Raw genomic sequence first — 21,094 nt, 5'->3', positions numbered from 1 at the left:
GTTGGTTCTCGTGGTTGTAGTGACACATCGCCGCGTTGCCACCTGCTGCCGAAATGGTATCGAAGCTAAGATCCATCAGTGTCGGGTCTTCGCTACGGAACGCTTCCAGTTTGTCTGCAAGCGTCGCTTCATCATGCAGGTTACCCGCAACGACTTCAGCATCTAACCAAGATAGGAACTTACTCATGGCCACACCATCGCGGATATGACATGCTTTCATACCTGCGATTTCAACTGCGTTCTTTGCCGCTTTTGGCATTAGACATGGATCAGCCTTACTCACCACAGATGCGCCGGCATTTTGAAGAACCAGCTTAAACCAAGCGTTACTTGTCGCAGGGTCAACCAATACATTCTTGCCAGTTAGAGTTTCTAGTCGCGCTTGCAATGCTTCTGGGTGATGAACTGTTACGTCCGCACCAACATGAGCGTCAAACTCAGCAGGTAGACGAGCTGGATCTAGAAAGTACTCCACGCTTGAATCTGAGTGTAGAATCGCGTGAGAAAGCAGAACCGGCAAGCGTGATACATCGAGACCACGAACGTTGAGCAGCCAGCAGATTGAATCTAGTGCTGTGATCACTGCGCTATCAGCGCCGGCTTTTTTCACGAGCTCTGCGATTTCTTGGCGTTTGCTTTCACTTGATTGACCAACTGCTTCTGTTGCCATTAGGCGAACATCAGAAACCACAGGAGCAGGGCGGTCGTGCCACAGCTCATCAATTGGGTTGCTGTCGAGAATCTTAAGCTCAAGTGCACCTGCAAGTTTTGCTTGTGCCATGTCTAACCAAGCAGAGTTGTGCATGCGAGGGTCGATTGCCACAGACGCGCCATTTGCAAGATGGTCTTTAATCCAATCTAGTGCAGGCTCTTCAATCAGGTGGCGGTATTCGAATAGATCAGCAGGAACCTGCTTAGTGACTTGTACCGTGTAGCGACCATCAACAAAGATAGCGGCTTTGTCTTTGGTGATTACCGCAGCACCAGCAGAACCGGTAAAACCAGTTAGCCAATGTAAACGCTCGTTGTGCGCTGGTACGTATTCGCCCAAGTACTCGTCTTCATGTGGGACAAGTAGGGCATCAATATTATGTTGTGCTAGCCATTCTCGGATAGCTAAGACACGCTGTTCAGTAGTGCTGAGCATGGGTTATTCCTTCAAATTTCTTTTGCGTCCATTTCTTACTCTTGGGACGATGGCAATAAGCTACTCCTTTTGCACAAGAGCTGCAAATTATCTGAGGGTTTCAGTCTTATCTTTGATGATCTGTCGCAACCAAGCTAATGCAGGGTCATTTTCTCTATCTCTGTGCCAAAAAAGAGTATATGCCATTGGCGGGAATTCCATAGGCAAAGGTCGAACGGTTAAATTAAGTTGTTCGGAGGCAAGTTTGACGAAGTGGCTTGGCGCCGTAAAGATGAAATCAGTGTATGAACATAGACTGGCAGCACTGTTAAAATCTGGCACCATAATCGCGATATCACGCTCTTTACCTATGTCCGCCAGACGATAATCAAGCAGCCAACGTTCATTGCCATCACACCTAACTTGCACATGTCGATGCGCTAGATAGTTTTCTAGATTCCAAGGCTGCTGCAAAACAGGGTGGTCATTACGCATTAAGCACATTTGGCTGTCACGATAGATTTCTGCTTCGCAAATATCATTTGGTGGGTACATCGTCAGCTTGGCATCATTGATGTCGATGTCTTTACCTGTAATTCCAAGATCGAGCTCGCCTCGCTGGAGCATTTTGAATGTAGTATCGGACCACGCATGAGTGCTGATTGTCACGCCTGGAGCTTGCGAGAAAATTGCTGGCAAGAAATGCGGCAAGATGAGTGGATAGACACTTTCCACCGCAGCGATTTGGAATCGATATGAGCTCGATTCAGGTGAGAATTCCTCTGGTTGGGTAATTTGTTCAAGTTGGTGTATGAGAGACTCCAACTTTGGTTTTAGAAATATCGCTTTGGGTGTAGGCGTTAAGCCGTGAGCGTTTCGAATAAACAAAGGATCATCGAATTGACTGCGTAACTTAGCTAAATTCTTACTAACTGCCGATTGGCTGAGACATAGTCTATGTGCTGTTCGAGTAACGTTTAGCTCTTCAATAAGCACCTTCAAACAGATTAGCAAGTTAAGGTCTAGCCGAACCAATTTTTCTAAACTCACAAGAAATTCTCCTTCGGAATATCATCGATGACTAAATGTCATTGGAATTCATATCTTAGGTTAGCTTAGAATCTCGACAATTTCATTAGTTCTTGTGGAGATCAAAAGTGCATTCTATTAACCAACAACAGCGCTCTAAGATACAGCTTATTCTTTTAACGCTGTTGGTTTTGTTTAGCCCACTGGCGATTGATATTTATCTTCCTGCGTTACCGCAAATATCTTCTTCGTTTCACGTGGAACATGCACTTGCTCAAGACACGATTACATGGTTTTTGTTTGCGATGGGGGTTGGTCAACTGTTTGCCGGACCACTCGCGGACAAATATGGACGTCGAACTGTTGCATTGGTAGGCATTAGTATCTACGCAATGAGTGCTTTATTGGCGTGGAGCGCTCAAAATATTGAGTGGATGCTAACGGCCCGATTGCTACAAGGCTTAGGTGCGTGCGCGACATCGGTAGCAGCCTTTGCAACAGTTCGCGATATGTTCGGCCCAGAGAAAAGCGGTAAAATGATCAGCTATTTAAACGGCGCGATCTGCTTTATACCTGCATTGGCGCCAATTCTAGGCAGTTGGCTAACGCAACAGTTTGGTTGGCGTTCTAACTTTAGCTTTATGGCAGGCTTCGCAATACTTGCTCTAGTCGCTATGGCATTCAAGCTAAAAGAAACTAACCCAGCTCCTAGCAAGGAAGCGGTGTTTAAACCGAGCCGCTACTGGGCGGTATTGAAAACACCTTCATTTGTGTTCCATGCGTCACTGTGCATGTTCGCGATGGCCGTTATTCTTGCATATGTAACGTCGGCGCCGGTAGTGCTGATGGAAGGGCTTGGATTAAGCATGAATGAGTTTACTATGTGGTTCGGCATTAATGCGGCGATCAACATAGTTGCATGTATGACCGCTCCGAAGTTTATGGAGAAATTCGGTACTCATAAAACTTTAATCGTAGGTATCGTGACTCTTGCCATCGCAGGTATCGTGATGTTGGTTCTGTCAGAACAAGCAACCGCATTTGCGTTTATGCTGCCTATCTTTATGTCGTCGATCGGATTTGCTTGGATTCTGGGTGCCGCCGCAGGTAAAGCACTTGCGCCATTTGGTGACAAAGCTGGCACTGCTGCTGCGTTACTGGGACTATTCCAAATGAGTGGGTCGGGCTTAGTTGTTGGCACTGTGCAGCGATTAGGGTTGGAACCACAAATAATGATTGCGATTCAAATGCTTGTTTTATTACCTGGGTTACTGATTTTAGTCAGTAAAAGCGGAAAAAACTGGCATTATGCAACTGCACAATGATAATTGATTTACTTTGATGCATCATGAAAACGTTGTATATTTGAGCTCCTTTGCTAACTAATACTGTGGACTTTGAACGACAATGTCGATGACAACCTACGAAATGGCTCGTGTTTTGGAGCAACTAGAAGATTCTCCAGAAAAGATTATGTTTGGCAAATTGCTAAACGAGCTAGGCAATCAAAGTGGAGAGCGTATTCGCAGTGCTGCAAAGCAAGTACCACTACATATGCTGCGTGACATCGTTTACCAATTTCAACAAGTCATCGAATCACGCAAAGGTGAGCAAGTTGAATTGATGGCGCAATCCATCGCTGAACAAGGCATCTCTGCAGAAGAGCTGAAAAGATATCTAGAATCACGTTAATAAAAAGCCCCTATCAATAGGGGCTTTTTATTATGGGTTTACATTGCGGTTGATGGGGTTTTGCAAGGAAATTAAGGTTTCCGTTGATTGGACTTCATCAATGGCTTGTAATTTGTCTATTAACACATACTGTAGCTCTTCAATTGAACGACACATCAGCTTTACAAAGATATTGTAAGCACCGGTTGTGTAGTAAGCTTCAACCACTTCTTCCAAGGCGTTAAGCTTTTCCAGAGCAGAATGATAGTCGCGCGCTGCGTTTAAATTGATCCCAATAAAACAGCAAACGTCATAGCCAAGTTTCTTTGTATCGACGATGACTTCCGTTCCTTGGATGATGTCTGCAGATTTCATCTTTTCTATACGAACATGGATCGTCGCTGGGCTGACATCGAACTGTTTAGCCATTTCGGCATACGGTGTGCGAGCATCTTCCATTAAGGTCTTTAATATCGCTCGGTCTAAATCATCCAGTTTTACGTTGTGTGCGTGCACATTTCTCTCCCAGCGTCGCCTTCCACTTAGTTCAAAATATCAACAAGAGTGATATTATTAAAGGAATTATCAATATGTCTGAGAGCTATTTTAGTGCGCTATAGTCTGATCCTTCTAGCTGTATTTCTGTCTTCTTTGACCTATGCAAAAGACAATGACGTACTAATCGTTCATTCCTATCATCAAGGTTTCTTTTGGACAGATGGATTTCAAGATGGCTTAGAAGTCGCACTATCTGGATCTGGTATATCAACTCGTGTGATGTACTTAGATACCAAGCGTAACCAGAGTGCTGAGTACTTGGATCAGCTTTATGTTCTCTACCGTACGAAGTTCGAGCAAGAGGATTTTGAAGCGGTAGTGGTGAGCGACAATACAGCCTTAAGTTTGATGAACCGTTTAGGTCCTCAGCTGAAAGGCACGCCAGTCATTTTTGGTGGAATTAATAACTATAGTCCGGAGCTACATAGTCATTTGAATGCCTCAGGGGTGATTGAAGACATAGACCTCTACAGCAATATTTCTCTTATCGAACGTCTACAGCCAGACGTTGAAACCATTCATATTGTTAGCGATCACTCTATCACAGGTGAGGCTGTTCGAAGCCAAGTCGATAAATTCCTCACTAGTTACCCAGAGTATCGAACTAAGATACGGCATGTGACGCCTGATGACTTTCCGAACTTGCTTAACGTTTTAAGCTCACTAAAGAGCAATGACGGTGTGCTTTTTTGGGTCTATTATCGCGACAAGTCTGGTCACATTGTTGCCGACCATCACTTATGGAGAGAGCTAAATCAATCCGCTAGCGCACCGATATACATGGTGCATGATTTGGGCTTAGGCTTTGGCGCTGTAGGAGGGGTGATTCAAAGCAGTAAGGCGCATGGCGTTCAAACTGGTGAGATGCTCAGTGAGGTGTTAGCTGACAAGCATTCTATTCCTAAGGTCCGAGTGGCGACACCAGAGATTAAACTCGACTATGTGGCGGTAAAAAAATGGGGCTTAGGGGCAGAAGATGTCGCTACATCCATGTTTTTCAACAAGCCTCGCTCGTTTGCTGACCGATACCACAAAGAGCTTAAGCTCGCGGGAACATTAGTTTCGATACTACTGCTCATCATTTTGATTCTGGTTTACTACTTGAGCCGCTTAAAACGCAGCGAACAGTTGGCTACGGAAAGCCAAACGCTGACCGAGATGGTGTTTGATCAGAGTTACCATTTTATAGGCGTACTTGATGCTAATGGATGCATTACGTCGAGCAACCGTAAGTTGCAAGAGCTGCTTTACAACCAGGACTTCAGTCAAGAATCACCTATTTGGCAACATCGTTATTGGCAAGACAGTGCTGTTTCACAGTTCAAGCGCTTTCTAGAAAAAGAGCAACAGGAAAACGTCACTCAATTTGAGGCTGAAATATGGCATGCAGAGCAGGGTGCGTTGGTACTGGAGATTACTCTAAAACCAATCCCATCAGGGGTCGAGAGTGCATGTTACTTACTAGAAGCTAAAGACATAACGGCGCGCAAGATTACTGAAGAGCGCCTTTACCAACGTGAGGCGAATCTGAGCCACTATTATGACCAGCAGCCGATTATGATGGTGACTTTAGACGATCAAAACCGCGTTCAGCAAGTGAACCATTTTGCCGAGCAGTTACTTGGTTATACTCCCGACCAAATTCTTGGGCATCGACTGCGCGAATTTTATCTCCATGAAGATGCCCTGATCCCTCGACAAGTGTTACTTCAGCCTAAACAGGTAATGAAAGGAGTTTGGCGGAGGGAAATTGAGTACCGTCACGCAGATGGGCGAGTTCTGTGGATCCGCGAGAATATCAGGCCACTGGTGGAATCGGGCCACTTGTTGATTGTCGGTGAAGACATCACGGAAACGCGTAAGCTATCTGACCAGCTGGCTTACCAAGCCCGTCACGACTTGCTGACTGGTACTTACAGTCGTAACTACTTTGAAAAAGAGCTCGCAAAAGCCTTGAAGGAAGTGGAAAGCTACACTCGAACTCATGCGATGCTTTACCTCGATTTAGATCAACTAAAAGTCCTCAACGATACCGCAGGTCATGAAGCTGGCGATGCCGCTATTCAGTTCTGTGCCAGCATGTTAGAAGAAGTCTTGCCTTACAATACTGTGCTGGCGCGGATGGGCGGAGATGAATTTGCCATCCTACTTAAAGACTGTACTGAGCTTGATGCGAAGAAGCTGGCCAAGATGATCATTGATACGCTTGGCGAGCATCCGTTTGTTTGGGAGGATATTCGCTTGAGTCTCAATTGTTCTATTGGTATTCGACTTATTGACCACACCGCTTCATCACCACAAATGGTTCACGCCCAAGCTGATACGGCATGTCACGTGGCCAAGGAAGAAGGGAGAAATCGCTACAGTCTGTATTGCTTAGACGACAAAGAGCTGCGCCGTCGTGAACAGGAAATGGAATCGGTTAACTTAGTACATGATGCACTGGTGAACCGACGCCTTGAGCTGTTCGCACAGCGAATTATGGCCTTAGATGATAGCGATACAGGAATGCACTTCGAAATTCTTGTCCGGATCCGTAATGTTAAGGGCGAGTACATTTCTCCAGGAATTTTTATGCCTGCTTCAGAGCGCTATAATATTGCCCATCTAATTGATAAGGCGGTAGTAAGCCAAACTCTGGATTGGTTTAGCGATAATCCGGAAGCGCTTGAAAGTTTAAGTCAGGTCGCCATTAATCTATCTGGTCATTCGATGGGGAATCGAGAGTTTACCCAGTTTCTATTAGAGCGCCTAAAAGAGAGCAAAGTACCATGTCATAAAGTGTGCCTTGAAATCACTGAAACGGCAGCGATGAGCAATATGAACCAAGCTATTGAGTTCTTTAGTCAATTAAAGGAGTTAGGCTGCTTAATTGCACTGGATGACTTTGGCTCAGGTTTGTCATCATTTGGCTATCTTCAAAAGCTGCCAGTCGATGTTGTCAAAATTGACGGTATCTTCGTGCGCGATATTGATGTCAATGAGATGGATCGTTTGATGGTGCGCTCTATCAATGACTTAGCCCAGCAAATGGGTAAACGAACAGTGGCAGAGTTTGTGGAAAATACACGAATTATTGATCAACTGATGGAACTTGGAGTGGATTACGCTCAAGGGTATATCATTGGCAAGCCTATGCCGTTAGCGACCCTTGTTAAGGAACTTATTGATGAGAACAAGGTTAGTACCGAGTCGTAAAATCCATTACACTTGCGCCAATTTATTGCGTCGAATCGGAGCCTATTGTGCAGCTACAACTTATTTGTGAATTCCCTGAGCAGAGTGAGCAGCTCGAACGTATCGCAGAGCGTTGGGGATTAGAGCATAACCAAGAAAGTTGTTTTGCTCTGGTTTTGACAAAAGAACGCCTAGAGCTACGCAAAGTAGATGAACCTAAGTTAGGGGCAATCTATGTTGATCTAATCGGTGGTGCGGTAGGTCATCGACGTAAGTTCGGGGGTGGTAAAGGCCAAGCTATCGCGAAAGCCGCAGGACTAAATAAAGGTGCGACTCCGCATGTTCTAGATGGTACTGCTGGCCTTGGACGTGATGCATTTGTATTGGCTTCTTTGGGCTGTAAGGTGCAAATGGTCGAGCGTCATCCCGTTGTTGCTGCTTTGTTGGATGATGGCTTATCGCGTGCTCAGCAAGATCCTGAAATTGGCACTTGGGTGGCGGAGCGGATGTCATTGTTGCACGCTTCTAGTCACACAGCGCTGCAAGATTTAGTAAATGATGAACAGTTTGTTCGCCCTGATGTAGTCTATCTAGACCCAATGTATCCTCATCCAGAAAGCAAAAAGAAAAGTGCACTAGTGAAGAAAGAAATGCGTGTTTTCCAATCGCTGGTTGGCGCAGATCTTGATGCGGATGGTCTCTTAGAACCAGCTCTTGCGCTTGCCACTAAACGGGTTGTTGTGAAGCGCCCAGATTACGCAAATTGGCTTGATGAGCTGCGTCCAACCATGGCAATTGAGACCAAAAAAAATCGTTTTGATGTTTATGTCAATGCATCAATGACTTAGCGCACAGAGTGTTTATAAACACAATTTAGTCCTTGCTTAACAACCGCTATGTAGGTATACCTTACTAAGAATTATTCGTATTCTTAGCTGGAGTAGTAGCATGGCTAAACGTCTTTGTAAGATGAACCGTAAGCAAATCGCTGAAAACTTAGGAGATATTCATCGTTTGGTGATTGAGCCTAAGTTTGTATGCCGATCTTGTGCTCGTTCATCTTCGTCACAAGGTTCGTTGTGCAAGCCGGCTGCGATTCCTCCTCAGCACTGCCAAGATAAGCCTATCGAACAGCAACGTGCGTGTGGGCTTCTTGCGGAAGCATTACCTAAAACTGAGAAAGCGGAGAGCGTTGCGGAGAAGAGAGCTCAAGCTGTTCGCCGAGTTATTGATAAGGTTAAGCAGAAGTCTTCCCAACCCTCTGAGCGAGCTAATCAGCCCCAGGTCGAGTCTACTGAGTCTGTCGTGGACTTTTCCGATACTCAGTCTATTAAAGCGGCTAAGAAAGCTTTGAAAAAGCAATACAAGCAACAGAAGAAGCTGCTCAAGTTGGCTAAAAAACAGCGTAAGCTACTCAAGAAGCAGCAAAAGCTTGAAGCAAGTATCAATATGCAAGTGCCGGTGATACTCCCTGAGCTTGTTGAAGTTCAGTCAGATTCTCAAATGCATTAGTTCTCAATAGCAAATACTAAAACGCTCTCCAGTTGGAGAGCGTTTTTCGTTTGGTTAAGCTGATTGGTAAGCCTGCGCGACTTTCTTCTTCACCCAAGTCTCGTTAATCCATAACGACAACATGATAATGGCACCGCCAATGGCTAAGCGGACGAGGTCAACATCACGGTTCCAAATTACGATATTGACGATAAGACCTGCAGGAACAAGTGCATTGTTCATGACGGCTAGAGCGCCTGCATTCACCATGGTTGCGCCTTTGTTCCAAGCAAAATACCCGACACCTGATGCGATAAGCCCTAAGTAAACCAGGATACCCCATTGGGTTTGGGTGGTTGGGAGCTTCTCGATATTGCCCATAAATACAAACGCGATTGTTGCGACACACAGAGCGCCCAAATAGAAATAGCCAAATATTGTGTGCTGCGGTAAATCAGTTGGGCTTTTTTCCATAATGTACTTGTAGCCCACTTGGCCGATGGCAAAGCACAGGTTTGCCCCTTGAACCACCAAGAAACCAAGGATGAAGTTTTCGTTGATACCTGCAAACTTGATAAAAGCGGCTCCGGCGACAGCGATAGCTGCCGTCACGAGATACCAAGGCGAGAACCGACCTTTCAATAAGTCATAGATCAAGGTGACATAAATGGGTGTAAAGACAGTAAACAGCAATACTTCTGGTACAGATAAAAGTAAGAAAGATTGGTAGTAGAAGCAGTACATTAAGCCAAGCTGGAAGCCGCCAACCGTCATTAGCTTAGCGATCAGGGTGCGATCGACCCCTTTAAACTTTAAAAATGGAAGAAATACGAGACTAGCTAACGCAACTCGCATAAACACCGAAAACCAAGAGTCGACTTGACCGGCGAGGTAGACGCCGATCAAGCTAAACGAGAAAGCCCATAAGAGGGTGACAGCAGAAAGATAACCCATAACTAATACTCATTATCAATAATTGCTCTGCAGTCTATCTGAATTTTGTCTGTCGATCAGTCTTTAAGTGGCACGACCAACATATCGACCGGAGAGCAGTTAATCAGCTGTCGCGTTGACGAAAGCAGTTTGCTCCAAAAATCTTGGTGGTGACCGCAAACGACTAAATCTATGTTGAACTCTTGGATAGTTTCACACAACTCATTACCCAAATCACCGCTGCCCACAAGGGTGTGTTTGATTGGGTAGTTTGCATGATCGGCAAACTCCTGCAATTGGGCTTGAGAAGCTTGAATGGCTTGATGTTGAGTTTCTGCTAGGTTGATATCAATTAAGCCAGTGTAGAGCTCTGCATAGTTGACATCAATATGTACAAAAGAGACTGCGGCATCGAGAGGTTTAGCCAGCGAAACGGCTTTCTCAATAAGCAGTTTGCTGTCTTCTGATAGGTCGACGGCAACCAAAATATGTTGATAACTCATAGTGCTATCTCCTTTAGGTAACTGGTTAAAGATTAGCACCCCGAATCGATAAATTTTGTCGTAGTGATCTCATATCCACATTCACACGACAAAGTGTTATGGTATTGATCATGATATAGTCGTTTACAGTTCATAGACTTAGTAGGAGAGGCAAATGCTTTCACAAGCAATGGTTGAACAATTGAATGAGCAAATTAATCTCGAATTTTTCTCATCCAATCTATACTTACAAATGAGTGCTTGGTGCGAAGACAAAGGTTTTGAAGGTGCAGCTGAATTTTTACGTGCGCACGCCGTAGAAGAGATGGAGCACATGCAGCGTCTATTTACGTATGTAAGTGAGACAGGTGCGATGCCTATTTTAGGGGCAATTGAAGCACCTAAACATGAGTTCAATAGCCTTGGTGAAGTGTTCCGCGAAACATTCGAGCACGAGCAAATGATTACACAGAAAATCAACACGCTTGCTCACGTTGCCTTTACGTCTCAAGACTACTCAACTTTCAACTTCTTGCAGTGGTACGTTGCAGAGCAGCACGAGGAAGAGAAGTTATTTAAAGGGATTTTAGACAAGCTAGAATTGGTAGGTGAAGATGGCAAAGCGCTATTCTTTATCGACAAGGATCTAGCGGCTCTAGCTAAAGAAGGTTCATCTTCTATCATGGATGCCCCTGCTGAATAATCTTCAGCGAAAGACTCTCTAATCAGATCGTCTTTTTCTTCTGGGTATTCTGTGAAGATGTAGGGAGGAAAAGATGATCAATGCTGACACAATTCTATTTACGCTGATGTTGGTGACGCTGGTTAATTTAGCCAGATACCTTACAGCGCTCCGCTCTCTGATTTACATCATGCGAGAAGCTCATCCTCTGTTGTATCAACAAGTTGATGGTAATGGTTTCTTTACCACTCATGGTAACGTGACCAAGCAAGTGCGTCTTTTCCATTACCTTAAAAGTAAAGAGTACCATCATCATCATGATGAGGTATTTACCGGCAAGTGTGAAAGAGTAAGAGAGCTCTTTATTCTGTCGACTTCACTGCTCGGGGTGACCCTGTTGGCGGCGTTTATTCTCTGACCGTTGATGATTTGGCAAGCAGCGCGAATACCGCTAGAATAGCGACCTAAATTGCAAAGGATGTGCGTAGTGCACATCCTTTTTTATTGGTCTTTGGTTGAGTGAATAGTCATGGCAGAAAAGTTTGACGTTGTCATTATTGGTGCTGGTGCCGCAGGTTTAATGTGTGCTGCGGAAGCAGGCAAACGAGGGCGTAAAGTACTGCTGCTCGATCATGCTAAAAAGCCAGGACGTAAAATCCTAATAGCGGGTGGCGGTCGTTGTAACTTCACGAACTATGATGTGACAGCTAAACATTACTTGAGTCAAAACCCTCACTTCGTTAAGTCTGCATTGGCGCAATATACCAACTGGGACTTTATCTCGATGATTTACAAGCATGGCATCGAATTCGAAGAGCGTGATCATGGCCAGCTGTTTTGTGTTGGCGACTATGACTCTAAAGACATCGTCAAAATGCTGCTGGCAGAATGCGACTTACCATCGGTAGAGCAGCGCTACCAACAAGATATCCACCATATCGGAAAGACGGATTTCGGCTTTGAATTACATGCTAATACCAACGTAATTGAGTGTCAGTCATTGGTGGTCGCCACTGGTGGTTTGTCTATGCCTAAACTCGGCGCGACTCCTTTTGGCTACAAGGTTGCAGAGCAGTTTGGCTTATCGATTGTACCGACGACTGCGGGCTTAGTTCCTTTCACTCTGCACAAAGAGGACAAAGAAGACTTCGCTGAATTATCAGGTATTGCGATTCCTGTTGAGATGACGACAGAAAACAATACGGTTTTTAAAGAGGCCTTGCTGTTTACCCATCGTGGCTTGTCTGGCCCATCTGTACTGCAAATCTCTTCTTACTGGAAGCCTGGTGAAAAGGTCACAATTAACCTTGTCCCGGAAGTCGATATGGAAGCGTTGCTCACTCAAAACTTAGAAAAGCACCCAAATCAAAGCTTAAAGAACACGCTGGCGAAGGTACTGCCGAAACGTTTAGTGGAAGTCCTTATCGAGCGTAAAGTGCTAGAAGATAAACCACTTAAACAATTTGGTGTCAATCAGCTCAAAGCCATCAGCCATACGTTAGAAAACTGGCATATCGTCCCCAACGGAACAGAAGGTTATCGAACCGCAGAAGTTACCTTAGGTGGCGTGAATACCGATCATATCTCGTCAAAAACGATGGAGTGTAAAAAGGTACAAGGCCTCTACTTTGTTGGTGAGGTAATGGATGTAACTGGCTGGCTTGGTGGTTACAACTTCCAGTGGTGTTGGAGTTCTGGGTTTGTCGCTGGTCAGTGGGTGTAACGCTAGCACTAATTATTACTGAGAATTCACTCTTTAGTACTACACTTATTTATTGAGATGGCAGTGTGGTCAAAGGAGTGAATTCTATGAGTCAAGAAGCGTTAATTTCCCGTATTAACGAACTACCTCGAATCGAGAGTGTACTGCAGGAGCTGCTCGAAATGGTCAATCGAGAACAGATTGATTTTGGGGAGTTAGCTCGCAAGATGTCTATGGATCAGGTGTTACTTGCACGAGTTCTGAGGATGGCGAATTCTGCGCAGTTCGGCGGTGTAAAAGGCGTCTCCAACATCAACGATGCGATTGTCCGAATTGGTGTCAGTGCAATTCGTAACCTTATCTCTTCTTCTATCCTAGCAACGACTTTTCCCAAATTAGAAACTCTCAATATTAAAGACTATTGGGCTGGTACTTTTGAAGTGGCAACTATCGCCAGTACTATCGCGAAAGACATAAAGCTGGACCCTAATGAAGCCTTTACCACTGGCATTTTGCACAATATCGGCGAATTGATGATTCATGCCCTTGAGCCAGAAAAAGCGGTCGATATTCAGCAGCGGATCTGGAATGGTGAAAATGCGGCGAATGTGCAAAGGGAAGTATTGGGGACCGACGCACAACAGCTAGGTGCGGTATTGGCTGAAAGTTGGAAGTTTCCGAACGAGCTGGTGGACGCAATCGCGAATGTTAACCACCCCGCTAAAGCGGTTGAGTCGAAACGCTTGGCATGTTTGATGTATCTCGCTCGTGATATTCACCAGCGCTGGGACAATATGCTAGATGAGCAAGAGAAGCAGACTTACCTTGCAAATAGTAAAGCGGCGATCGCTTTGCATGTCTCTCCTGAACTTGCCACGAACATTGATGCCGTTCGTGGCCAAGGAAGTGAGCTTGCGTATCAACTTTTCTAGATGTATATCAACTGTTAACTAGCGGCTTGAGAGAGATCTTTTTTGCCCATTTTGATCTGCTGGATCACAAGCCCAGTGATAATCAACACTAAGCCAACTAATGTCGCTGGGTGAATTTCTTCACCAATGATGGTTGCAAGCAACATCAAAGAAATAAACGGTGACGCAAAAATCAAATTACTGATACGAGCAGTGTTTTGTGTGGCTTTCAGGGCGCTAAGCCAAAGGACAAAGGTCACGCCCATTTCAAATAGGCCGACATAAGTTACCGCTAACCATCCTTGAGTGGTTACTTGGCTAAAGCTTTCGCCTTCATAAAGAGTTAACCCAATGGCAAATGGGATAGCGACTAAGAAGCCTAGTAGAACACCAACCACGGGGTCGGCTTTGTTTTTTGCATTTAAGATCCAATATCCTGCCCAAAGTAGGGTGGATAGTAGCGCAAGTCCTACCCCTAATGGGCTGTCAGAGTTTAATCCTAGTACATCCCCTTTCGTCGCAATGACAATCACCCCCATATAGCTGAATAAACAAGCTATCCAATCTTGTTTGCGGATCTTTTGTCCCAAAAACACCGATGCCATTAAGGTAAGGGTAATGGCCCAGCTATAGTTAATCGCCTGAGCTTGGGAAGCGGGCAACAGGTCATAGGCTTTAAACAGAATAATGTAATATGCCAGTGGATTAATGATGCCAAGTAGCAGGTAGTAAAACGGGTTAGAAAGAAAGGTACTGGGTAATAGTTTGAGCTTGCCAGTCACTGCGCAGATGATAAACAGCGCCAAAGCCGAGACAATACTGGCCACGGTGAGCATCTGTATGGGGGAGAACTCAGCCAAAGTGAGTTTGAAAGCAGTGGCTACGGTCGACCAGAGTAGTACAGCGGATAAACCTAATCCTAAAGCGCGACGCTCGTTCATGATGTTCCTTTAATAAAACCAGTCAGTTATCTATCACTGATTATTGAGTGTGGTATAGGGTACGGATCGCCTAGTCTAGCTGTTCGATATCTAGCCTACAAACTGGACATTTATCCAGTGGTAAAATACCATTGATAAAAGCCTTTATTAATGAGTTAAGCCTTTACTATGCAATGGATTCTAGAGAATCAAAGTTTACTGATTTCATCAATTGGCAGTGCTGCGATTAGCGGCTTAGCGGTTGGCTGGTGGGTTAAGCAAAAAATGCAGTTTCAACAGCAACTGACTGAGCAGCAATTAGAATCCAATCGACAGCTCGCTACCAATCAAATTCAGCAGCTACAAAGCGATCTCGAACAGTGCCAACAAGAACTGGACGAATTAGACAGCGAAAGAGATAAAGCCGCTTACGAACTTAAACAAGCGCACGGCAAACTCATGGCCGTAATGGAGAAGCTTCGTTACTTCGAAGCGGTGAAGCAAGAACGCCAACAATATGCCGATGATTTAAATCGGGTTCGTGAACAGAAATCGCAGCTTGATGCCCAGCTTCGTGAACAGGAAGCACGTCATGAACAAGAGAACAAAGCGAACCAAGAAAAACTGCAATTGCTCGAAAAAGCGGAAGAGCGCTTAAAGCAACAATTTGAGCACCTGGCTAATCAGCTGTTTGAGACCAAAACGGCCAAGGTGGATCAGCAAAACCGGCAAAGTTTAGAGGGGCTATTGTCACCGCTTCGTGAACAGCTTGAAGGCTTTAAGCGTCAAGTGAACGACAGCTTTAATATCGAAGCCAAAGAGCGTCATACCTTAGTGCACGAACTGAAGAACTTACAGCGCTTGAATGAGCAAATGACTCGAGAAGCGGTCAACTTAACTCAAGCTTTGAAAGGGGACAACAAGCAGCAAGGTAACTGGGGGGAAGTGGTTTTAGCTAGAGTATTAGCCGAATCTGGTTTGCGTGAAGGGCATGAATATCAGACCCAAGTCAGTTTACAGAATGAAGCTGGCAAGCGTTACCAGCCTGACGTGATTGTTCACTTACCTCAAGATAAGCAAGTGGTTGTAGACTCGAAAATGGCGCTAGTGGCGTATGAGCGTTACTTTAACGCTGAGACAGACCAAGATCGTGACCAAGCACTAAGTGACCACTTACTTGCGTTAAGAGCACATATTAAAGGACTGTCAAATAAAGACTACCACCAGTTGAAAGGCATCCAAAGCTTAGACTATGTATTGATGTTCATCCCAGTCGAGCCCGCTTTCCAGGTGGCGATTCAGGCTGATCCAAGTTTGGTCAAAGAGGCGATGGAACAAAACATTATCCTTGTTAGCCCGACCACATTGCTGGTGGCCTTACGCACGATTGATAATTTGTGGCGCAACGAGAGGCAAAACCAAAATGCTCAAGTGATCGCTGAGCGCGCTAGCAAGTTGTATGACAAGTTACGTTTGTTCGTCGACGATATGGAAAGCTTAGGCGGTGCGTTGGACAAGGCAAACCAGAATTATCAGGGCGCCATGAACAAGTTAGCAACGGGGCGAGGCAATGTGATTCGTCAGGCGGAGAGCTTTAAACTGTTGGGGGTCGAAGTGAAAAGACCCATTTCAACTACGCTGACTCAAATGGCTCAATATGACGGGCTCACAGAAAATGCGGCATTGCATGAAAATGATTCTATCGCACAAAGACATCCGGATGAGGATAAAGTAAACTAATCGCCCGCAATGCTCAGGTCGTAATTAATAATGAAGCATTGCCTGAAGAGGAATCATCATGACGGATACAAGCGTGCAATCGAATACAGCTTTAGAATCGAGTGAAACTACCCATTTTGGTTTCACCACCGTAGCAAAAGAACAGAAAGTCGAAAAAGTAGCAGAAGTGTTCCACTCTGTCGCAGCAAAATACGACATCATGAATGACTTAATGTCAGGTGGTGTTCATCGTCTTTGGAAACGTTTTACAATCGATTGTAGTGGTGTTCGTCCTGGTCATCGTGTGCTGGATCTTGGTGGTGGTACAGGTGACCTAACGGCCAAGTTCTCACGTATCGTGGGTGAGAAAGGCCACGTTATTCTGGCTGATATCAACAACTCTATGCTTAATGTTGGTCGTGATAAGCTGCGTGACATTGGCGTAGTAGGAAATGTTCACTACGTGCAAGCGAATGCCGAAGAGCTGCCATTTCCAGATGACTACTTTGATGCGATTACGATCAGTTTCTGTTTACGCAACGTAACTGACAAAGATAAAGCACTTCGTTCTATGTATCGTGTGCTTAAGCCTGGAGGCCGCCTGCTCGTACTAGAGTTTTCTAAGCCAATCCTAGAGCCGCTTTCTAAGGTGTATGACGCTTATTCATTCCACTTGCTACCAAAAATGGGTGAGCTAGTGGCAAACGATGCTGAGAGTTACCGTTATCTTGCAGAGTCGATCCGTATGCATCCAGACCAAGAAACGCTGAAAGGCATGATGGACGAAGCCGGCTTTGACAACACCAGCTACTACAACTTAACCGGTGGTATTGTTGCTCTTCACCGTGGTTACAAGTTCTAAGGTCACGCATTATGCCATTTGAACCTTTAGCCACCGCAGTGATTGAAACATCACTCAATACTCTTATTAAAGATGACCCTGAATTGGGTCGTCGTCTCGGGCGCCTGAAAGGACAAGTGATTCAAGTTCACTTAAAAGAGATCAATAAGACGCTAACCTTTATTTTTAGCCAGCAAATCGATGTGCTAGGGAACTATGAAGGTGAACCGGATTGCTATCTTTCTTTGAACCTTGCTGTGCTACCAGAGTTGCGCGACCAGTCCAATATCACCAAACTTATCAAGCAAGATAAGCTGGTGCTAGAAGGCGACATTCAGTTAGCGCAGAAGTTTTCGCAATTAATGACCGATTGCAAGCCAGATATTGAAGAATGGTTGTCACGAGTCACTGGTGATGTGGTTGCTCATACCCTGGTAAAAGGCGTAAGTAGTCTTGGTCAGCTTGTCTCAAATCAAGCATCAAAACACCAACGTCATTTAGGCCAAGTGATCACAGAAGAGTGGCGTATGGCACCTGCACCGCTTGAAGTAGCACATTTCTGCGATCAAGTTGATGATGTAAAAAGCCAAGCGGCTCGGGTAGAAGCTAAATTGAACCAGTTGTTGGATCGCGTATGACTCCCACAGAACTAAAGCGCTTGTACCGAATCATTAAGGTGCAGCTCGAATATGGTTTAGACGAATTGCTCCCGGAGCATCAGTTAACCAAAGCGCCATTGTTGGCGCGTAAGAGTTTATTTTGGATTAAGAATCAGCATCCAGAAAAAGAGCTTGGTGAGAGACTGCGTTTAGCTTTGCAAGAGCTTGGTCCTGTGTGGATTAAGTTTGGTCAAATGATGTCTACGCGCCGGGACCTCTTTCCTCCTCATATTGCTGATCCGCTCGCGCTACTTCAAGACCAAGTTTCCCCGTTTGATGGCCAGCTAGCCAAAGAGCAAATAGAGCTCGCGCTGGGTGGTCCACTAGATACTTGGTTTAATGACTTTGAAATCGAACCTTTGGCTTCAGCGTCTATCGCTCAAGTGCATACGGCTAAGCTGAAATCGACTAACCAAGAAGTGGTATTAAAAGTCATCAGGCCAGATATTCGCCCAGTCATTGATGCAGATCTAAAACTGATGTACCGGATGGCGCGTATAGTCGCCAAAGCTCTTCCTGAAGCACGTCGATTGAAACCAATTGAAGTGGTGCGTGAATATGAGAAAACGCTACTTGATGAGTTAGACTTGCGCCGAGAAGCCGCTAATGCCATTCAACTACGTCGTAACTTTGAAGGCAGCGAAGAATTGTATGTTCCTGAAGTCTTTACTGACTTTAGTAATGAAACTGTCATGGTTTCTGAGCGAATATACGGCATCCAAGTGTCTGACATTGAAGGTCTTAAAGCGAACGGCACCAATATGAAGCTGCTCGCAGAGCGTGGTGTAAGCGTCTTCTTTACTCAAGTGTTTAGAGACAGCTTTTTTCATGCGGACATGCACCCAGGCAACGTTTTTGTTGAACCTGAGCATCCGGAAAACCCACGTTGGATTGGTTTAGATTGTGGCATTGTTGGAACGTTAAATAGTGAAGACAAGCGTTATCTAGCGGAAAACTTCTTGGCGTTTTTCAACCGTGACTATCGCCGGGTTGCTGAATTGCATGTTGAGTCAGGCTGGGTTCCACGTGAAACCAATGTCGATGAGTTTGAGTTTGCGATTCGAATTGTTTGCGAACCAATCTTCGCGAAGCCGCTTTGTGAGATCTCATTTGGTCATGTGTTATTGAACCTGTTCAATACAGCACGTCGCTTCAATATGGAAGTACAGCCTCAACTTGTGTTGCTGCAAAAGACGTTGTTGTACGTTGAAGGGTTAGGGCGACAACTCTACCCGCAGCTTGATCTGTGGGAAACCGCAAAACCATTCCTTGAAGAGTGGATGATGAATCAAGTTGGCCCACAAGCGGTGATCAACGCGGTGAAAGATCGAGCGCCGTTTTGGGCGGAGAAACTGCCGGAGTTGCCGGAGTTGCTTTATGATAGTTTGCGCCAAGGTAAGATGATGAACCAACGAATGGATCAGCTTTACCAAGGTTATCGCTCAAGCAAGCGTCAGCAAGCAACGGGTAAATTTTTATTTGGTGTTGGTGCCACATTAGTCGTATGCTCGGCAATACTGGTAAACAGCACTTATGAGCAGCTTTCAATGGTGAGCGCCCTTGGCGGTGTCACATTTTGGTTGCTTAGTTGGCGAGCTTACCGTCAATAGACGTTAAACTCTTGAAATAAATTTGTTTATAGACCCGAGGTAAAAAGAATGGGTGGTATTAGTATTTGGCAACTTCTGATTATTGCTGTCATCGTCGTTCTACTATTCGGAACTAAGAAGCTACGTGGTATTGGTGGCGATCTAGGTAGTGCAGTGAAAGGCTTTAAGAAAGCCATGAGCGAAGATGAGACAGCAAAGAAAGATGCTGACTTTGAGCCTAAAGCTGTTGAGCAGCAGAAAAAAGAGGCTTCTGCTGAAACTAAGAAAGACAAAGAGCAGGCGTAACACGTGTTTGATATCGGTTTTTGGGAACTGGTATTAATATCTGTCGTCGGGCTTGTTGTTTTAGGGCCAGAGCGCTTGCCTCACGCGATTCGCAGTGTTTCCAAATTTATTGGAGCGGCGAAAAACATGGCAAACAGTGTGAAAGATGAACTTTCACATGAGCTTAAGGTGCAAGAACTGCAAGAAAATCTGCGCAAAGCTGAGCAGATGGGGATGGAAGATCTATCTCCAGAGCTCAAATCTTCGGTAGAAGAATTGAAGCAAGCTGCTCAAGAAGTGCAACGCCCATATGCGAGCAAAAGCGACTCAGCAGAAAAAGCTGCTGAGCCTCTGAACGAGAAACATGAATCCGCTCAGAATGCCGATGACTCAGCAGGTGCGGTCGAGAGTTTAACCACTCCGTCAGCGCCACAAGCAGATAAGAAAGCCGAATAGTCTCGCATTAGGAGGAGCTGCTGTTAAGTAGCTCCTTTTCGATCTTTTATAGGAAGAGGTTTCCATGTCTTCTGTTGAGCAGACACAACCTTTAATCAGTCATTTATTAGAACTACGTAATCGCCTGCTTCGTGCGATCCTAGCGGTGCTGGTAGTCTTTATCGGTCTGATTTACTTTGCCAACGATATCTATGAGTTCATCTCAGCACCTTTGGTAGAACGACTGCCTGAAGGCGCAACAATGATTGCCACAGATGTCGCATCTCCATTTTTCACTCCGCTTAAGTTAACTTTAATTGCGGCTATCTTCCTCGCGGTTCCGTTTATCTTGTACCAGGTTTGGGCGTTTGTCGCTCCGGGTCTTTATAAGCATGAGCGTCGCCTGATTATGCCACTGATGTTTTCTAGCTCGCTGCTGTTTTACTGTGGCGTAGCTTTTGCTTACTTTGTGGTGTTCCCATTGGTGTTTGGCTTCTTTACTGCCATCTCTTTAGGTGGGGTAGAGTTCGCAACGGATATCTCGAGTTATCTCGACTTCGTTCTAGCGTTGTTCTTGGCCTTTGGTATCGCGTTCGAAGTACCGGTGGCGATTATCTTGTTATGTTGGACAGGGGCAACGAACCCTAAGAGCCTGAGCGAGAAACGTCCGTATATCATTGTTGGTGCGTTTATTGTCGGTATGATGCTAACGCCACCAGATATGATCTCTCAAACCTTGCTTGCGATACCAATGTGTTTGCTTTTTGAGGTTGGTTTGTTTTTTGCGCGCTTTTACGTTCGCAAAGATGAAAATGAAGAAGAGCAAGAAGAAGCGTAGATTAGAGTTCGATAAAACAAAAAAGCTTGCCTCACGGCAAGCTTTT

The 21,094-nt window shown here is 45.2% G+C and carries 22 protein-coding genes; 16 read left to right on the top strand and 6 right to left on the bottom strand.

Annotated features, from left to right (window positions below):
• On the bottom strand, nt 1-1,147 hold a 1,147-nt coding region (locus AC4MRV_RS15250; RefSeq protein WP_491188183.1), incomplete at its 3' end, for an aminopeptidase P family N-terminal domain-containing protein.
• A gap of 87 nt (nt 1,148-1,234) precedes the next feature.
• The gene (locus AC4MRV_RS15245; protein ID WP_491188182.1) at nt 1,235-2,176 is read right to left on the bottom strand and encodes a LysR family transcriptional regulator; all 942 of its coding nucleotides are present in this window, start codon (nt 2,174-2,176) and stop codon (nt 1,235-1,237) included.
• Between the two features lie 107 nt (nt 2,177-2,283).
• Between AC4MRV_RS15245 and AC4MRV_RS15240 the strand changes: the two genes are divergently transcribed.
• Both AC4MRV_RS15240 and tsrA read left to right on the top strand, forming a co-directional pair.
• Nucleotides 2,284-3,480: a multidrug effflux MFS transporter gene (locus tag AC4MRV_RS15240; RefSeq protein WP_491188181.1), complete on the top strand. Its 1,197-nt coding sequence runs from the start codon at nt 2,284-2,286 to the stop codon at nt 3,478-3,480.
• An 82-nt stretch (nt 3,481-3,562) separates the two neighbouring features.
• Nucleotides 3,563-3,847 carry an H-NS-like global regulator TsrA gene (gene tsrA, locus AC4MRV_RS15235; protein WP_491188180.1) on the top strand — a complete coding sequence of 95 codons (285 nt, stop codon included), beginning with the start codon at nt 3,563-3,565 and terminating at the stop codon, nt 3,845-3,847.
• Between the two features lie 30 nt (nt 3,848-3,877).
• Here tsrA and asnC read toward each other — a convergent pair whose 3' ends face one another.
• Entirely contained in the window at nt 3,878-4,342 is a 465-nt protein-coding gene (gene asnC, locus AC4MRV_RS15230) for a transcriptional regulator AsnC (protein ID WP_491188179.1), read from the bottom strand.
• A 93-nt stretch (nt 4,343-4,435) separates the two neighbouring features.
• Here asnC and AC4MRV_RS15225 point away from each other — a divergent pair, with 93 nt between their 5' ends.
• From AC4MRV_RS15225 to AC4MRV_RS15215, 3 genes are all read left to right on the top strand, one after another.
• On the top strand, nt 4,436-7,582 hold the full coding sequence (locus AC4MRV_RS15225; protein ID WP_491188178.1) for an EAL domain-containing protein: 3,147 nt from the start codon (nt 4,436-4,438) through the stop codon (nt 7,580-7,582).
• A gap of 47 nt (nt 7,583-7,629) precedes the next feature.
• A complete protein-coding gene (locus AC4MRV_RS15220; protein WP_491188177.1) occupies nt 7,630-8,409 on the top strand; it encodes a class I SAM-dependent methyltransferase in 780 nt (259 codons plus the stop codon).
• Nucleotides 8,410-8,509: 100 nt separating this feature from the next.
• Complete coding sequence (locus AC4MRV_RS15215) at nt 8,510-9,073, top strand: hypothetical protein (RefSeq protein WP_491188176.1); 564 nt, start codon at nt 8,510-8,512, stop codon at nt 9,071-9,073.
• A 54-nt stretch (nt 9,074-9,127) separates the two neighbouring features.
• Here the strand turns inward: AC4MRV_RS15215 and AC4MRV_RS15210 are convergent, their stop codons facing one another.
• Together AC4MRV_RS15210 and uspA are read right to left on the bottom strand one after the other, a co-directional pair.
• Nucleotides 9,128-10,006: a carboxylate/amino acid/amine transporter gene (locus AC4MRV_RS15210; protein ID WP_491188175.1), complete on the bottom strand. Its 879-nt coding sequence runs from the start codon at nt 10,004-10,006 to the stop codon at nt 9,128-9,130.
• Between the two features lie 56 nt (nt 10,007-10,062).
• Nucleotides 10,063-10,488: a universal stress protein UspA gene (gene uspA / locus AC4MRV_RS15205; RefSeq protein WP_491188174.1), complete on the bottom strand. Its 426-nt coding sequence runs from the start codon at nt 10,486-10,488 to the stop codon at nt 10,063-10,065.
• Between the two features lie 154 nt (nt 10,489-10,642).
• Here uspA and ftnA point away from each other — a divergent pair, with 154 nt between their 5' ends.
• The 4 genes from ftnA (at nt 10,643) to AC4MRV_RS15185 (ending at nt 13,783) form a co-directional block, all read left to right on the top strand.
• Nucleotides 10,643-11,170: a non-heme ferritin gene (gene ftnA, locus AC4MRV_RS15200; RefSeq protein WP_491188173.1), complete on the top strand. Its 528-nt coding sequence runs from the start codon at nt 10,643-10,645 to the stop codon at nt 11,168-11,170.
• A gap of 73 nt (nt 11,171-11,243) precedes the next feature.
• Nucleotides 11,244-11,567, top strand: a complete 324-nt coding sequence (gene uspB, locus AC4MRV_RS15195) for a universal stress protein UspB (RefSeq protein ID WP_491188172.1) — start codon at nt 11,244-11,246, stop codon at nt 11,565-11,567.
• Nucleotides 11,568-11,678: 111 nt separating this feature from the next.
• Complete coding sequence (locus tag AC4MRV_RS15190) at nt 11,679-12,872, top strand: BaiN/RdsA family NAD(P)/FAD-dependent oxidoreductase (RefSeq protein ID WP_491188171.1); 1,194 nt, start codon at nt 11,679-11,681, stop codon at nt 12,870-12,872.
• An 86-nt stretch (nt 12,873-12,958) separates the two neighbouring features.
• Complete coding sequence (locus AC4MRV_RS15185) at nt 12,959-13,783, top strand: HDOD domain-containing protein (RefSeq protein ID WP_491188170.1); 825 nt, start codon at nt 12,959-12,961, stop codon at nt 13,781-13,783.
• Nucleotides 13,784-13,797: 14 nt separating this feature from the next.
• On the opposite strand, the gene AC4MRV_RS15180 is transcribed toward AC4MRV_RS15185, so the two are convergent.
• On the bottom strand, nt 13,798-14,703 hold the full coding sequence (locus tag AC4MRV_RS15180; RefSeq protein WP_491188169.1) for a DMT family transporter: 906 nt from the start codon (nt 14,701-14,703) through the stop codon (nt 13,798-13,800).
• Between the two features lie 168 nt (nt 14,704-14,871).
• On the opposite strand from AC4MRV_RS15180, the gene rmuC reads away from it, so the two are divergent.
• The 7 genes from rmuC (at nt 14,872) to tatC (ending at nt 21,048) form a co-directional block, all read left to right on the top strand.
• On the top strand, nt 14,872-16,422 hold the full coding sequence (gene rmuC, locus AC4MRV_RS15175; protein WP_491188168.1) for a DNA recombination protein RmuC: 1,551 nt from the start codon (nt 14,872-14,874) through the stop codon (nt 16,420-16,422).
• Between the two features lie 58 nt (nt 16,423-16,480).
• Complete coding sequence (gene ubiE / locus AC4MRV_RS15170) at nt 16,481-17,263, top strand: bifunctional demethylmenaquinone methyltransferase/2-methoxy-6-polyprenyl-1,4-benzoquinol methylase UbiE (RefSeq protein ID WP_491188167.1); 783 nt, start codon at nt 16,481-16,483, stop codon at nt 17,261-17,263.
• 11 nt (nt 17,264-17,274) lie between these two features.
• Nucleotides 17,275-17,880 carry a ubiquinone biosynthesis accessory factor UbiJ gene (locus AC4MRV_RS15165; RefSeq protein ID WP_491188166.1) on the top strand — a complete coding sequence of 202 codons (606 nt, stop codon included), beginning with the start codon at nt 17,275-17,277 and terminating at the stop codon, nt 17,878-17,880.
• On the top strand, nt 17,877-19,511 hold the full coding sequence (ubiB, locus tag AC4MRV_RS15160; protein ID WP_491188165.1) for a ubiquinone biosynthesis regulatory protein kinase UbiB: 1,635 nt from the start codon (nt 17,877-17,879) through the stop codon (nt 19,509-19,511). Before AC4MRV_RS15165 ends, ubiB begins: the two co-directional genes overlap by 4 nt.
• A gap of 48 nt (nt 19,512-19,559) precedes the next feature.
• Nucleotides 19,560-19,796 (top strand): Sec-independent protein translocase subunit TatA, encoded by a 237-nt coding sequence (tatA, locus tag AC4MRV_RS15155; RefSeq protein WP_491188164.1) that lies wholly within the window; start codon nt 19,560-19,562, stop codon nt 19,794-19,796.
• Nucleotides 19,797-19,799: 3 nt separating this feature from the next.
• The gene (gene tatB / locus AC4MRV_RS15150) at nt 19,800-20,231 is read left to right on the top strand and encodes a Sec-independent protein translocase protein TatB (RefSeq protein ID WP_491188163.1); all 432 of its coding nucleotides are present in this window, start codon (nt 19,800-19,802) and stop codon (nt 20,229-20,231) included.
• 64 nt (nt 20,232-20,295) lie between these two features.
• Complete coding sequence (gene tatC / locus AC4MRV_RS15145) at nt 20,296-21,048, top strand: twin-arginine translocase subunit TatC (RefSeq protein WP_491188162.1); 753 nt, start codon at nt 20,296-20,298, stop codon at nt 21,046-21,048.
• Nucleotides 21,049-21,094: the final 46 nt, after the last annotated feature.

It is taken from the genome of Vibrio sp., assembly GCF_984391705.1.
This window is presented reverse-complemented; position numbering and strand designations above follow the sequence as displayed.

Excerpts from the sequence above, each read along its gene's own strand:
- AC4MRV_RS15190 (WP_491188171.1), top strand. The coding sequence starts at position 11,679 with ATGGCAGAAAAGTTTGACGTTGTCATTATTGGTGCTGGTGCCGCAGGT.
- uspB (WP_491188172.1), top strand. The coding sequence starts at position 11,244 with ATGATCAATGCTGACACAATTCTATTTACGCTGATGTTGGTGACGCTG.
- uspA (WP_491188174.1), bottom strand. The coding sequence starts at position 10,488 with ATGAGTTATCAACATATTTTGGTTGCCGTCGACCTATCAGAAGACAGC.
- ubiE (WP_491188167.1), top strand. The coding sequence starts at position 16,481 with ATGACGGATACAAGCGTGCAATCGAATACAGCTTTAGAATCGAGTGAA.
- AC4MRV_RS15215 (WP_491188176.1), top strand. The coding sequence starts at position 8,510 with ATGGCTAAACGTCTTTGTAAGATGAACCGTAAGCAAATCGCTGAAAAC.
- AC4MRV_RS15210 (WP_491188175.1), bottom strand. The coding sequence starts at position 10,006 with ATGGGTTATCTTTCTGCTGTCACCCTCTTATGGGCTTTCTCGTTTAGC.
- tatA (WP_491188164.1), top strand. The coding sequence starts at position 19,560 with ATGGGTGGTATTAGTATTTGGCAACTTCTGATTATTGCTGTCATCGTC.
- rmuC (WP_491188168.1), top strand. The coding sequence starts at position 14,872 with ATGCAATGGATTCTAGAGAATCAAAGTTTACTGATTTCATCAATTGGC.
- ftnA (WP_491188173.1), top strand. The coding sequence starts at position 10,643 with ATGCTTTCACAAGCAATGGTTGAACAATTGAATGAGCAAATTAATCTC.
- tsrA (WP_491188180.1), top strand. The coding sequence starts at position 3,563 with ATGTCGATGACAACCTACGAAATGGCTCGTGTTTTGGAGCAACTAGAA.
- tatC (WP_491188162.1), top strand. The coding sequence starts at position 20,296 with ATGTCTTCTGTTGAGCAGACACAACCTTTAATCAGTCATTTATTAGAA.
- AC4MRV_RS15185 (WP_491188170.1), top strand. The coding sequence starts at position 12,959 with ATGAGTCAAGAAGCGTTAATTTCCCGTATTAACGAACTACCTCGAATC.
- ubiB (WP_491188165.1), top strand. The coding sequence starts at position 17,877 with ATGACTCCCACAGAACTAAAGCGCTTGTACCGAATCATTAAGGTGCAG.
- AC4MRV_RS15165 (WP_491188166.1), top strand. The coding sequence starts at position 17,275 with ATGCCATTTGAACCTTTAGCCACCGCAGTGATTGAAACATCACTCAAT.
- AC4MRV_RS15180 (WP_491188169.1), bottom strand. The coding sequence starts at position 14,703 with ATGAACGAGCGTCGCGCTTTAGGATTAGGTTTATCCGCTGTACTACTC.